Annotated in this window: 13 protein-coding genes; all 13 read left to right on the forward strand. The window is 38.1% G+C overall.

Features of this window, described 5'->3' with window-relative positions:
- Window positions 1-11: 11 nt before the first annotated feature.
- The 13 genes from IGK54_RS06120 to IGK54_RS06180 all read left to right on the forward strand — a co-directional run bounded on the left by IGK54_RS06120 (window position 12) and on the right by IGK54_RS06180 (window position 13325).
- Window positions 12-1214, forward strand: a complete 1203-nt coding sequence (locus tag IGK54_RS06120; RefSeq protein ID WP_430603324.1) for a molybdopterin molybdotransferase MoeA — start codon at window positions 12-14, stop codon at window positions 1212-1214.
- 262 nt (window positions 1215-1476) lie between these two features.
- Complete coding sequence (gene moaC / locus IGK54_RS06125; RefSeq protein WP_002366623.1) at window positions 1477-1986, forward strand: cyclic pyranopterin monophosphate synthase MoaC; 510 nt, start codon at window positions 1477-1479, stop codon at window positions 1984-1986.
- A complete protein-coding gene (gene moaA, locus IGK54_RS06130) occupies window positions 1983-2957 on the forward strand; it encodes a GTP 3',8-cyclase MoaA (protein WP_142956371.1) in 975 nt (324 codons plus the stop codon). The genes moaC and moaA overlap by 4 nt, the downstream gene beginning before the upstream one ends.
- Before the next feature lie 2 nt (window positions 2958-2959).
- On the forward strand, window positions 2960-3394 hold the full coding sequence (locus IGK54_RS06135; RefSeq protein WP_002357714.1) for an MOSC domain-containing protein: 435 nt from the start codon (window positions 2960-2962) through the stop codon (window positions 3392-3394).
- Window positions 3387-3869 (forward strand): MogA/MoaB family molybdenum cofactor biosynthesis protein, encoded by a 483-nt coding sequence (locus IGK54_RS06140; RefSeq protein WP_002361756.1) that lies wholly within the window; start codon window positions 3387-3389, stop codon window positions 3867-3869. The genes IGK54_RS06135 and IGK54_RS06140 overlap by 8 nt, the downstream gene beginning before the upstream one ends.
- A gap of 3 nt (window positions 3870-3872) precedes the next feature.
- Entirely contained in the window at window positions 3873-4844 is a 972-nt protein-coding gene (locus IGK54_RS06145; protein WP_142956372.1) for a molybdopterin-binding protein, read from the forward strand.
- 18 nt (window positions 4845-4862) lie between these two features.
- Window positions 4863-5663: a molybdate ABC transporter substrate-binding protein gene (gene modA / locus IGK54_RS06150; protein ID WP_002357711.1), complete on the forward strand. Its 801-nt coding sequence runs from the start codon at window positions 4863-4865 to the stop codon at window positions 5661-5663.
- An 8-nt stretch (window positions 5664-5671) separates the two neighbouring features.
- Window positions 5672-6343, forward strand: coding sequence for a molybdate ABC transporter permease subunit (gene modB / locus IGK54_RS06155; RefSeq protein ID WP_002357709.1), 672 nt, complete (start codon window positions 5672-5674; stop codon window positions 6341-6343).
- Window positions 6340-7344, forward strand: coding sequence for an ATP-binding cassette domain-containing protein (locus IGK54_RS06160; protein WP_002379414.1), 1005 nt, complete (start codon window positions 6340-6342; stop codon window positions 7342-7344). Before modB ends, IGK54_RS06160 begins: the two co-directional genes overlap by 4 nt.
- Window positions 7345-7465: 121 nt before the next feature.
- Window positions 7466-9568 (forward strand): heavy metal translocating P-type ATPase, encoded by a 2103-nt coding sequence (locus tag IGK54_RS06165; protein ID WP_430603328.1) that lies wholly within the window; start codon window positions 7466-7468, stop codon window positions 9566-9568.
- A gap of 268 nt (window positions 9569-9836) precedes the next feature.
- A complete protein-coding gene (gene zapA, locus IGK54_RS06170; RefSeq protein WP_002357706.1) occupies window positions 9837-10280 on the forward strand; it encodes a cell division protein ZapA in 444 nt (147 codons plus the stop codon).
- A 19-nt stretch (window positions 10281-10299) separates the two neighbouring features.
- Window positions 10300-10848 carry a CvpA family protein gene (locus IGK54_RS06175; protein WP_002357705.1) on the forward strand — a complete coding sequence of 183 codons (549 nt, stop codon included), beginning with the start codon at window positions 10300-10302 and terminating at the stop codon, window positions 10846-10848.
- 110 nt (window positions 10849-10958) lie between these two features.
- Window positions 10959-13325, forward strand: a complete 2367-nt coding sequence (locus IGK54_RS06180; protein ID WP_002382291.1) for an endonuclease MutS2 — start codon at window positions 10959-10961, stop codon at window positions 13323-13325.
- Window positions 13326-13384 lie beyond the last annotated feature (59 nt).

Here is a 13384-nt window from a genome sequence, read left to right on the forward strand (position 1 = left end):
ATGGTTAAAACATGATCGAGTTGGAAGAAGCACGAGAGAAAATGACCCAACATATGAAGAGTCAATGTGAAACAGAAGAAGTGGCGCTGCTTGATTCCTTGGGGCGGATTAGCGGAGAAACCATTTTTGCAGAGACAGCGATTCCTCATTTTCCTCGTGCCGGGATGGATGGGTATGCCGTTCGTGCAGTAGAAACACGAGGTGCGACTGCTGAAAGCCCAAGTTGTTTAAAAGTCGTCGGTTCTTTAGTGGCAGGGGATTCCATGTTTTATTGTAATCAGACGAATAACTGTGCGATTAAAATAACGACAGGTGCTTTTATTCCAACCGATTTTGATGCTGTAGTGCCACAAGAATGGACGGATTTTGGGCAAGACCATGTTAAAATTTTTCGCTCTGTCACAGCGGGCCAAAACTATGCGGAAATTGGAGAAGATATTGCTTTTCAGCAAAAAATTTTAGCAAAACATCAACAGATTAATAGTCGTATGATTGGTTTGTTGGCAATGCAAGGGATTGATAAAGTTGTTGTTTTGAAGCGCATGAAGGTGGGGATTTTAGCGACCGGTAGTGAGTTAGTTTCTTTGGAAGAACCACTGTCAGTTGGGAAAATTTATAATAGTAATCGCTACATGTTAGCAGCTTTTGTCAAAGCGAGTGGCAATGAAGTAATCCACCTAGACCATTGTTCAGATGACCCTGAAGAATTAGCGAATAGGCTGATTGAGATTTTACCAAAACTTGATTTATTAATTACTTGTGGTGGTGTTTCGGTAGGTGAAAAGGATAATTTACCTTTAGCGATTAAACGTATCGGAGGAACAGAGTTGTTTCATTTTGTAAATATGAAACCTGGAACCCCAGTTATGGGAAGTAAATTTCAAGAAACACTCATTTTAAGCGTTTCAGGCAATCCGTTTGCGGCAATGGTTAATTTACATCTTTTTTACTGGACATTATTAGCTACTTTTTTTAATTGTGTCGAGTTAAATCTCAAGGAACGAACAGCAATTTTAGCGCATGAATTAGCCCCCAGTAGACTACGTCGATTTTACCGAGCGAAAGAAATAGATGGCAAAGTAAATTTAGTGACAAAAAGTCATCTTTCATCCAATTTATCAAATACTTTAGAAACAAATTGCCTGCTAGAACAACCAGCTGGTGTACTACTCAAAAAAGGCGCGCTTGTAAAAGTCTATTATTGGCAAACTTGATGACAACCTGACCTAAGATTAGTATGAAAGTAAGCCATCAGTCGAGTCGACTGGTGGCTTATTACTTATCAAGTTTTAAGACTTAGACAAAAGTCTGGTCAGGCTAAGCGAATCACGTAATTTTTGTCGCTTAACATTTTTAACTTCGATTTCTCACTAAAAAAAATTATGGATGCCAGATTGTTTTTTTGATGCAAGAGTGATACACTTGAAAAAGAAGTATTGTGTAAACGTTAACAAATGTCAAATGTGAGGTGGAGAAATGGTTCAAAGTAAGGAATTTACGCACTTGAATACACAAGGAGAAGTGCACATGGTTGATATTTCGGAAAAAAATGACACTGAAAGAACAGCCCTCGCTTATGGAGAAATTCACATGTTGGAAGCGACAGCAGAAGCGATCCAGACCCAAATGATTAAAAAAGGTGAAGTATTACAGGTAGCAAGAGTAGCTGGGATTACCGCCGCAAAACGAACGTTTGAATGGATTCCTTTGTGTCATTTGGTTGCTTTGACAAAGTGTGAAATTCAGTTTGATTGGCGCAATCAAACTTGTTTAGAAGTACGTTGCTTTACAAAAACAGTGGGTTCAACTGGCGTTGAAATGGAAGCGCTAACAGGTGTGCAGGCAGCACTCTTAACAATTTATGACATGTGTAAAGCAATTGATCGAGGAATGACAATGACAAACATTGGTTTATTAGAGAAAAATGGTGGACGTAGTGGTCATTTCATTCGTTCTTCAATTAAATCAAAGGAAAGTGATGAGTGAACAGCATGAAAGATGCATTTAACCGTGAAATTGATTATGTTCGTTTGTCTTTAACAGATCGTTGTGACTTACGTTGCACGTATTGCATGCCAGCAACAGGTCTTTGCTTTTTAAAAAAAGAGCAGCTTCTAACAGATGATGAGATTATTTTTTTATTGAGGATACTAGCGAAAGAAGGCATCAAAAAAGTTAAATTAACAGGTGGTGAACCGCTTGTTAGACCGAATTTACTCTCTTTAATTAAAAGGATAAAGCAAATCTCAGGCATCGAAAAAGTAACCCTAACGACTAATGGCATGAAGTTAGCTCGTGAGGCTCAAGGGTTAAAAGAGGCGGGCTTGGACGGCATTAATATTAGCTTAGACACTTTGGATCCAGAAGAATTTCGAGAAATAACAAGAGTTGGTCAGTTAAGGAATGTTCTGGCGGGCTTAGAACAAGCGATTGATGTGGGATTACCTAATATCAAAATTAATACTGTAGCTAGGAAAGAGCTAAGTGAAGCAACAATTGTAGAACTGGCTGAAATCGCTAAGAAAGAGACTGTGCATCTTCGTTTCATTGAAATGATGCCAATTGGATTAGGGAAGGAGCATCCAGGTAAGCAACAAGAAGAAGTAGAAGACATTTTAACCCAACATTATGGAACGTTACAACCATACCAAAAACCATTGGGCAATGGCCCTGCTAGTTATTACGCCTTAAAAGATTTTAAAGGAAAAATAGGTTTTATTAGTGCATTAGGGCATTGTTTTTGCGAGACGTGCAATCGGATTCGAATTACTGCAGACGGTCATTTAAAAACGTGCCTGCATTCTGCAGACGGCTACTCGTTAAAGGAAGCTTTAGCTATGGAACAAACAGCAGAATTGTTAGGGATTATCAAGAGTGGCATTGCCTGTAAGCCTGAAAAACATCTTTTCTTGGAACAACAAGGAGAACAACGATTTATGTCACAAATAGGAGGGTAAGTATGAAAACAGGAGAAATTATTGCAATAAATATTAGCCCGCGAAGAGGCACACAGAAAAAGGAAATTCCTGAAGTCAACTTAATTAAAGGTTTCGGATTAGAAAATGATGCGCACGGCGGGAATTGGCATCGACAAGTCAGTTTGTTATCTTTTGAAGAAATAACGGCTTTCAATGAAAAAGGAGCTCGGGTTGGCAATGGTGCTTTTGGGGAAAACATAATCGTCTCAGGGATTGATTTACGTCAATTACCTGTTGGAACGAAAATGAAAATAGGCGATTCCGAATTGGTGGTTACTCAAATTGGGAAAGAGTGCCATAAACACTGTCAGATTTACGCGCGAGTGGGCGATTGCATCATGCCTAGAGAAGGAATCTTTGCAGTCGTTGTGACAGAAGGTCATATTAAAAAAGGAGACCAGTTAGACGTTGTTTAAAGTGGGCATTGTAACGTTAAGTGATCGTTGCTTTCAAGGGCTTGCTGTCGACCAATCGGGTCCCTTGATTCGTGAACAGTTACCTGCGCTCTACCAGGTAACCAAACAAACCATTTTACCAGATGAAGAAAATCAATTAGTAGAGCTATTGCAAGAGTGGTCTAAGACCTGTGATTTGATTTTAACGACAGGCGGCACAGGGTTGAGTGAACGGGATCGGACCCCAGAAGCTACCTTACGTGTAGCAGAGCGAATCATTCCTGGGATCAGTGAGGGCTTGCGTCAACTTAGCTTGGAAAAAACACCATTTGCTATGTTAAGTCGAGGCGTTTCTGTTCAAAGAGGACGCACGCTCATTGTTAATTTGCCTGGTAGCCCGAAAAGTGTAACAGAACATTTGCATTTTTTGTTGCCTGTTTTGCCCCACGCTTTGGATTTAATCACAAATAAAAAAATCATACATGATGAGGAATAAACCATGAAAACAATTCGAACAGAAGAGGCAGTTGGCCTTCCATTGAGTCATGATATTACGCGAATTGACTATGGAAAGACCAAGGAAGTGTGTTTTAAAAAAGGACATATAGTTGTTCAAGAAGATATTCCAATTCTTTTATCATTAGGGAAAAAACATCTGTTTGTTGCCTTGGATCCAGCAGAAATACATGAAGAAGAGGCAGCGACATTTTTGTATAACCTGTTAACAGATGACTCATGTCAGCCGAGTGAAGTCCATGAAGGAAAAATTGTTGCTAAAGCTAGCACGAGAGGTCTTTTAAAAGTCAATCGAGAAAAATTAATTGCTTTAAATGAAATTGAAGGTCTCGCCTTGTCAACTAAAGTTACCAATATAGAAGTTCAGAAAGATGAAAAAGTTGCAGCCTTTCGAGTGATTCCACTAACAATTTCTAAAAGCCAATTAGAAAAGGCACGCCAGTTCAGCACGTCTGAGCCACTAATCTCTGTGAAACCTTTCAAAAAAATACGGGTCGGGATTGTAACTACTGGCAGTGAAGTTTACACAGGATTGGTTGAGGATGCTTTTTACCCTGTGTTAAAAGCCAAGTTCTCCGCGTATCCTTTAGTTACGATTGTCAAGCAAGAAATTGTCGATGATCAGCCGCAAAAAATTACTGTTGCGATCAAAAAGATGTTAGCACAAGGGCTTGATCTGATTGTTTGTACAGGTGGTATGAGTGTAGATCCTGATGATTTGACACCGTTAGCAATTAAGCAGACAGGTGCTGAAATCGTAACCCATGGGACACCAGTCTTACCAGGCTCAATGTTTTTGCTAGCTTATAAAGGAGAGCAAACGATCATTGGCTTACCAGGTGGTGTTTTATTTTCAGAAAAAACTGTTTTTGATTTGTTGTTACCAAGATTAATGGCCAAAGAAGTGATTAAAAAATCTGAAATTATTGACTTGAGTTATGGCGGGTATTTATAAAAGAAAAGAGGCGTTCAAATGTCTAAACAAAAAAAGACTGTGTTCTTGCTTAGTTTATTCAGTTTAGTTGCCCTAATTGCTGCATGTACAAATCAGCCGCAAAAAGAAACAGTTTCAACAAAAAAAGAAGAAATAACCCTTGCGGCAGCAGCTAGCTTAGAATCAGTCATGGAGAAGAAAATTATTCCAGCCTTTGAAAAAGAGCATCCAGATATTCAGGTAACTGGAACCTATGATAGTTCTGGAAAATTACAGATGCAAATTGAAAAAGGCCTAAAAGCCGATGTATTTTTCTCAGCTTCGACAAAACAAATGAATGCATTGGTTGCAGAAAAACTAATTAATAAAAAAAGTGTCGTTCCTTTATTGGAAAACCAGCTTGTTCTTATTGTGCCTAACCAAGATCAAGCAAAGTGGCATGATTTTTCTGATTTAAAAAAAGCCCAAATGATAGCAATTGGTGATCCTGCGAGTGTTCCAGCTGGTCAATATGCCGAAGAAGGCTTAAAAGCTTTAGGCGCTTGGTCTTATGTAGAAAAACACGCAAGCTTTGGCACGAATGTAACAGAAGTCCTTGAATGGGTAGCGAATGCAAGTGCAGAAGCTGGCTTAGTTTATGCGACAGATGCAGCAACCAATTCAAAAGTAGCGATTGTTGCGGCCATGCCTGAAGCTGCTTTGAAAAAGCCAATTATCTACCCAGTTGGTAAAGTTGCCGCCTCTAAGAAACAAAAATCAGCAGATGCTTTTTTAAATTTTTTACAGAGTCAACAATGCAGAAAATATTTTGAAAATATTGGCTTTAAGTTAACAAAGTAGGTGGGAAAATGGATGTTCGACCAATTCTTTTATCTTTTCAGACAGCAATAATCGCCATTTTATTTACTTTTGTTTTAGGAACAGGCGTTGCGTATATTGTTTTTCGTTTGAAAAATCGTAAATTAAAAATTCTTTTGAATAGTTTATTTACGTTGCCATTAGTTTTACCGCCGACTGTTTTTGGTTTTTTTCTCTTAACTATTTTTGGTGTTCAGCAACCAGTGGGCCAGTTTTTACTTGATTTTTTTGCCATTCAAGTTGTTTTTTCATGGCCAGCTACGGTTATTGCTGCCGTTGCTGTTTCATTTCCTTTAATGTATCGTTCAGCCTTAACGGCGTTTGAACAAATGGATAGTGAATTGTTGGCTGTGGCCCAGACACTCGGATTTTCGGAAAGTCGATATTTTAGAAAAATTGCGTTACCTTTGTCGATGAACGGTCTCTTGGCCGGTGGCGTGTTAGCCTTTGCCCGTGGGTTAGGCGAATTTGGAGCGACGACAATGTTAGCAGGGAATATTGCTGGTAAAACAAGAACGCTTCCTTTAGCTATCTACTCTGCTGTAGCAAGTGGGGATTGGCGTTTAGCCAATCAATATGTTGTAATTATGTTATTACTTTGCCTGATTATTTTATTTTTTACGGAATTTTTTAGTCAGCGCGCTTGGAGAAGATCGGAATGAGATTAATTGTTGATATTCAAAAAGAATTGAAAAGTCATACTTTGCAAATTCAGTTTGAAACAAAGACGCAAACAACAGGAATTTTAGGTGCTTCTGGTTGTGGCAAGAGTATGTTGTTAAAATGTATTGCGGGTGTTGAGACTGCGGATAAAGGTCAGATTGTTTTAAATGATCAAGTCTTATTCGATACTGAAAAAAAGATCAATTTGTCGCCGCAACAACGAAAAATTGGTCTTTTGTTTCAACAGTATGCGTTGTTTCCTCATTTGTCGGTAGTAGAAAATCTGACGTGCGTGACAAAAGATTTACAATTGGTCACTCAATTGCTTGCATCTTTTCACTTAACTAAAGTCCAACAACAATATCCTAGTCAACTTTCTGGAGGACAAAGACAGCGAGTGGCTTTTGCGCGAATGCTAGCGGCTCAGCCGGCTTACCTGTTATTAGATGAGCCATTTTCCGCATTAGATGCACCCTTAAAGGAAGAGCTGCAAATTGAACTTCAACAGCGATTAAGTAATTTAAATCAACATGCCTTAATTGTGAGTCATAGTTTAGATGAACTGTATAAGTTATGTCAGAGTTTAGTGATAATCACAAAAAACCAAACACTTTTTGGTGCAACAAATCAATTATTTAACCAACCTCAAACGATTGAAGCAGCTAAACTCACTGGTTGTAAAAATATTTGGCCTGTCAAACGCATAGATGCGCACAGAGTCCAAGTGATTGGCTGGCAACAAACACTAATGGTTACACAAGAAGTTCCTATTTCTTGTCATTCTATAGGTATTCGGGCCCATGATTTCACAACAGAACCGCAGGCAACCAATCAGATCGAAGTGCATCACTTACAAACATTGTCAGCACCTTTTGAACAAAGTGCTTGGTTTCAACACCAACAAACCAAAATTTGGTGGAAAGGCAGCAATAGACTCAATCCGAAAGTTATTACTCAGTTATCCATTCCACCTACAGCAATTATGCCATTATGTCTATAAAATAGAAAAAGATTACGTGAAGCGGTTGACATATGATTGCATCTTCATTTATAATAGATTCATGAAAGGTTATTCATGTAAACGGAATAATCGCTATTATATAGGGAGTGAAGGTGTTTAAATGCAAAAGAGTTATAAACTAGAAGGACTTGATTGTGCAAGTTGTGCAGACAAAATTGAAAAATCTGTCCAAAAAATTCACGGAGTAGAAAAAGCGCGTGTGGACTTCATGGCTGAAAAGATGACACTGGAAGTTGAATCAGGACATGATTTAGAAGTCGAAAATGAAGCGCGTGCAGTGATTGGTAAGTTAGAATCAGATGTCAAAGTTATTTCTTTAAAAGATGTCAAAGAAGAAGAGGGACGTAATCCAAATAAGAATCGCTTAATTCGTATCATTATTGCATTTGTTTTATTTTTAGCACTTATTATCATTAAAACAAGTAATAATTGGGTTGCTTTGGCATCTTATTTAGTCGTTTATGTCTTAATTGGTGGCGACATTGTCAAACGAGCGGTAACGAATATTTTTCGTGGGGAAGTGTTTGATGAAAATTTCTTAATGTCTGTGGCAACGATCGGGGCATTCTTTATTGGGGAATATCCCGAAGCTGTGGCAGTAATGTTGTTCTACCAAGTCGGCGAATGGTTCCAAAGTGCTGCGGTTGATCAATCCAGAAAATCAATTGCCAAATTAATGGATATTCGTCCAGATTCAGCAAATCTTTTAGTAAATGGACAAATAAAAGCGGTCGCTCCAGATACAATTGAAATTGGGCAACAAATATTAGTGAAACCAGGTGAAAAAGTTCCATTAGATGGTCAAATTATTGATGGATCAAGTATGGTAGATACCTCTGCGTTGACTGGTGAATCCGTTCCAAGAACGGTCAAAGTCGGCGATGAAATCTTAGGTGGTTTTATCAATAAAAATGGGGCCTTGACCATTAATGTTACGAAAAAATTTGGGGATTCAACAGTTAGCAAAATTTTAGATTTAGTTGAAAATGCTAGCAGTAAAAAAGCCCCTGCAGAAAACTTTATTTCTAAATTTGCTCGTTACTATACACCAGTTGTCGTTGTTTTAGCTATCCTATTGGCAGTGATTCCACCATTTATTTTCCCTGATACTTCTATTAATGAATGGGTTTATCGGGCATTAACGTTCTTGGTTATTTCTTGTCCATGTGCCTTAGTCATTTCTGTTCCTTTAAGTTTCTTCGGTGGAATTGGCGGAGCCAGCAAACTAGGTGTTTTAATTAAAGGAAGTAACTATTTAGAAATTTTAGCGAATACGGAAACAATTGTTTTTGATAAAACTGGTACGCTAACAAAAGGAAATTTTGTGGTTCAAAACATAACTAGTGTTGTCTTACCCGAAGAAGAGTTGTTGCGTTTAACAGCAACAGCAGAACAATTATCCACTCATCCAATTGCTATTTCTATTAAAGAAAGCTATGGCAAAGAAACTGTTCCAGCAACAGCAATTGAAGAGGTTGCCGGACACGGTATCAAAGCCACAATTGAAGGTAAAACAGTTTTAGTCGGTAATGCGAAGTTAATGAAACAATTTGGTATCGAAGCACCAGAAGTGAAGGAAGCGGGAACTTTAATTTTTGTCGCTATTGATAATCAATTTGCAGGCTATTTAGTGATTGCGGATCAATTGAAACCAGACGCCATTTCAGCAATAAAAGAATTAAAGGCTGAAGGGGTCAAACAAACTGTTATGCTGACTGGAGACAATCAACAAGTTGCAGAAGCTATTGCAAAAGAAGTTGGTGTTGACAAAGTTTATGCAGAACTTTTACCAGATGGTAAAGTGGATCGTTTAGAAGAGTTGTTAAAAGCATCTTCACCTAAAAACAAAGTTGCCTTTGTTGGTGATGGTATGAATGATGCACCTGTTTTAGCCCGGGCTGATGTTGGGATTGCCATGGGTGGTTTAGGAAGTGACGCGGCAATTGAAGCTGCTGATGTGGTGATTATGAATGATGAACCAAGTCGTATCGCCTCTGCGATTAAATTATCAAGAAAAACATTGAGAATTGTTAAACAAAACATTATCTTTGCGATTGCTGTTAAAATCATTGTCTTGGCACTAGGTGCATTAGGCTTGGCTTCAATGCAAGCAGCAGTGTTTGCTGATGTTGGTGTAACTATTATCGCTGTTTTAAATGCTATGCGTTGTTTACGTGTAGAAAAGATGAAAGATAATAACTAAGCCTTAAAAAGTACAGCTGAGACGAACGTTTTTAGCTGATTATCAGGTTTTGAGCGTGGGACAAAAATCACTTTGACTTTTTGTTCCACGCTTTTTCTCCTACACAATTTCTATTCGTTCTTAAATTGCCAGAGTTCTTGTAAAGAAATCTTTAAATTTTTCGCTTTGTGGCATATAATAAGAAAGAATTTGTACGAAAATTGCGCTTCGCTTTTTTTTCATGGTACAATAAGCAAGAATGGATTGATTTACAGGAGGGAACCTCAACATGGCATCAAATGAAAAAACACGATATAAAGCAATCATTGCAGACCATACGTATACAATTATTGGCCAAGAGTCAAAACAACATATGGATTTAGTCACAAAAATTGTCAACGAACAACTGGCGGAAATTAAACATCTTTCTCCGCAAACTGATACGGAACAAGCTTCTGTTTTATTAGCAATTAATGCAATTTCAGATCAACTAAAAAAACAAGAATATGCTTTAAAATTGGAAAAACAAGTAGCAGATTTAAAACAGAAAACCATTCGTTTGGCTGAATTAGAGAATCGTGTGCGCCGAATGGAAATTATCGAAGAAGAAGCACGAGATGTTTTGAAAAAGAATGGACAAGAAGATGTAGAAATTCATAATCATGTGGAAGCCCAACAAATTTTGAATGAAAATCGAAAACAGCAGATTCAAAATAAAGGTGTTTCGGAGTAGTTCCTGAAAGGATGACAAGATGTTAACAATACTTATTTTATTACTTTTAGCCTTTGGATTTTATACAGGAGCTAAACGAGGCTTGATTTTACAAGTGCTCTATTCGGTAGGTTACTTAATTTCATATTTTGTTGCTCGTACCTATTACAAAGAGGTCGCTTCTCATTTAGAATTGTATATTCCATATCCATCGGTTACGCCAACGTCAAAGCTTGTCTTTTTTAATCAAGAGATTTCTTTAGACTTGGACAAAGCCTTTTATTCAGCGGTTGCGTTTCTATTATTGCTGTTTGCAGGCTGGTTGGTCGTTCGTTTTTTAGCTATCTTTTTACATGGATTAACATTTATTCCAGTTTTGAAACAGGTAAATGGACTATTAGGTGGCGTATTAAGTGTTCTTGTGTTATACGTGGGTCTTTTTCTAGTGTTAGCTACGGCGTCAATGATTCCGTCAGATATTGTCCAAAATCAGTTTCGGTCAAGTGGCTTGGCACGAGGCATTGTAAAAAATACCCCAATTCTAACAAAACAAGCATATGAATTATGGGTTGAACCAATTACGAAATAAAGCTGAATGGGACTGAGATAGAGATAAGAAGTAAGTGAGCAAAGCGAAACTTCTTATGTTATGTCTCAGTCTTTTCAACAAATGAAAAAGTTAGAAAAGTAGGTGGAAAAATGAATCAGCGTATTCTATCAACATTAGGGTTTGATAAAGTAAAACAACAGTTGTTGCAATTTATTGTGACAGCTCAGGGGACAAACGAAGTTTCGGAATTATTACCAATTGCTGATGAAAATAAAATTCAATCATGGCTAAATGAAACACAGGATGGTTTAAAAGTTCAACGATTACGTGGTGGAATCCCCATTCCTAAATTAGAAAATATCCAACCACACATGAAACGGATTGAAATTGGTGCGGATTTAAATGGCATAGAATTAGCACAAGTAGGCCGTGTCTTGTCGACTACTTCAGAACTGACTCGTTTTTTTGATGAGTTAAGTGAAAATGAAGTTGATTTTGAACGTTTATATATGTGGCGAGAGCAACTAGAAGTTTTGCCTGAATTAAATCGCCAACTCAAACAAGCCATTGATGATGATGGCTACGTCACAGATGAAGCTTCGCCAGCCTTAAAGGCAATTCGGCAAAATATTCGTCGTAGTGAGCAGACCATTCGAGAAGAACTAGATAGTATTATTCGTGGGAAAAACGCACGTTATCTGAGTGATGCCCTTGTTACTATGCGAAATGAACGCTACGTAATTCCAGTCAAACAAGAATATAAAAATATTTTTGGTGGCGTGGTTCACGACCAAAGTGCTTCAGGACAAACCTTATTTATTGAACCTAAACAAATTTTAGAAATGAATAATCGTTTGCGACAACAACAAATTGCCGAAAGAAATGAGATTACTCGCATCTTGGCAGAACTGTCGGCTGAGTTGGTTCCTTATCGCCGAGAAATTACGCATAATGCTTATGTCATTGGTAAACTTGATTTTATTAATGCTAAGGCGCGACTAGGAAAAGAACTAAAAGCAGTTGTTCCAGAAATTAGTCAAGCAAATCATGTAGTTTTTAAACAAGCCCGGCACCCACTATTAAATCCAGAAAAAGCTGTAGCCAATGACATTGTGATTGGAGAAGAATATCAAGCAATTGTGATTACAGGGCCTAATACCGGCGGGAAAACCATTACTCTGAAAACGTTAGGTCTTTTACAATTAATGGGTCAAGCTGGATTACCTATTCCAGTTGAAGAAGAGAGTAAAATGGGGATTTTTACAGAAGTATTTGCGGATATCGGGGATGAACAATCGATTGAACAAAGTTTAAGTACTTTCTCTTCACATATGACGAATATCGTGTCTGTCTTAAAGAAAGTCGATCATCAAAGTTTAGTACTATTTGATGAATTAGGTGCTGGGACAGATCCGCAAGAAGGGGCCGCTTTAGCGATTGCCATTTTAGATTCATTGGGCGCTAAAGGAGCCTATGTGATGGCAACAACCCATTATCCTGAATTAAAAGTGTATGGCTATAATCGAGCTGGAACAATCAATGCCAGTATGGAATTTGATGTAGATACTTTGAGTCCAACCTATCGTTTATTAATTGGCGTGCCTGGCCGAAGTAATGCTTTTGAAATTTCGAAACGTCTTGGATTAGACAACAGTATTATTGAGGCTGCAAAACAAATAATGGACGGTGAAAGTCAAGATTTAAACGAAATGATTGAAGACTTGGAAAACCGTCGCAAAATGGCCGAAACTGAATATTTAGAAGCTCGCCACTATGTCGATGAATCGGCCGCTTTGCATAAGGAACTGAAAGAAGCCTATCAAGTATTTTTTGAAGAACGAGAAAAAGAATTACAAAAAGCACGGAAAGAAGCAAATAAAATTATTGCAGAAGCGGAAGAAAACGCAGAAACCATTATTTCTGATATTCGCAAAATGCAATTGGAAAGTGGCCAACAAGGTGGTGTCAAAGAACATCAGTTAATTGATGCGAAAACACAACTTTCTCAATTACACCATGAAGAAACCAAGCTTGCTAAAAACAAAGTGCTGAAGAAGGCGAAAGAACAGAAAAAATTAAAAGCTGGCGATGAAGTAATTGTCAATACTTACGGCCAACGAGGGACCTTATTAAAAGACAACGGCAAAGGACAATGGCAAGTCCAATTGGGCATTTTAAAAATGAACGTATCTGAAGAGGATATGACGCCTGTCGCTCCACAAAAAGAAGCGAAACCAAGAGTTACAACGGTTCGTTCTGCAGAAAGCAGTCATGTTGGCACACAACTAGACTTACGTGGCAAACGCTACGAAGAAGCATTGGCAGAAGTTGACCAATACATTGATGCTGCGATTCTAGCGGGCTATCCACAAGTAACCATTGTTCACGGCAAAGGAACAGGTGCATTAAGAACCGGAATAACGGAATTTTTAAAAAATCACCGCAGTGTGAAAAGCTATGAATTTGCGCCACAAAACCAAGGTGGTAATGGTGCGACTGTCGTAAAATTCCAATAAACAAGGACTTACAATAAGTAAGCAGAACACTCGCTATCTTAGAGATGACGTGTTATACT

Source organism: Enterococcus sp. DIV2384 (assembly GCF_050534975.1).
Taxonomy (GTDB): Bacteria; Bacillota; Bacilli; order Lactobacillales; family Enterococcaceae; genus Enterococcus; species Enterococcus faecalis.

What these genes read in the sequence shown, in the direction of transcription:
- IGK54_RS06120 (WP_430603324.1), top strand. Translation starts at nt 12, where the DNA reads ATGATCGAGTTGGAAGAAGCACGAGAGAAAATGACCCAACATATGAAG.
- modA (WP_002357711.1), top strand. Translation starts at nt 4,863, where the DNA reads ATGTCTAAACAAAAAAAGACTGTGTTCTTGCTTAGTTTATTCAGTTTA.
- IGK54_RS06175 (WP_002357705.1), top strand. Translation starts at nt 10,300, where the DNA reads ATGTTAACAATACTTATTTTATTACTTTTAGCCTTTGGATTTTATACA.
- IGK54_RS06145 (WP_142956372.1), top strand. Translation starts at nt 3,873, where the DNA reads ATGAAAACAATTCGAACAGAAGAGGCAGTTGGCCTTCCATTGAGTCAT.
- IGK54_RS06180 (WP_002382291.1), top strand. Translation starts at nt 10,959, where the DNA reads ATGAATCAGCGTATTCTATCAACATTAGGGTTTGATAAAGTAAAACAA.
- IGK54_RS06135 (WP_002357714.1), top strand. Translation starts at nt 2,960, where the DNA reads ATGAAAACAGGAGAAATTATTGCAATAAATATTAGCCCGCGAAGAGGC.
- modB (WP_002357709.1), top strand. Translation starts at nt 5,672, where the DNA reads ATGGATGTTCGACCAATTCTTTTATCTTTTCAGACAGCAATAATCGCC.
- zapA (WP_002357706.1), top strand. Translation starts at nt 9,837, where the DNA reads ATGGCATCAAATGAAAAAACACGATATAAAGCAATCATTGCAGACCAT.
- IGK54_RS06165 (WP_430603328.1), top strand. Translation starts at nt 7,466, where the DNA reads ATGCAAAAGAGTTATAAACTAGAAGGACTTGATTGTGCAAGTTGTGCA.
- IGK54_RS06160 (WP_002379414.1), top strand. Translation starts at nt 6,340, where the DNA reads ATGAGATTAATTGTTGATATTCAAAAAGAATTGAAAAGTCATACTTTG.
- moaC (WP_002366623.1), top strand. Translation starts at nt 1,477, where the DNA reads ATGGTTCAAAGTAAGGAATTTACGCACTTGAATACACAAGGAGAAGTG.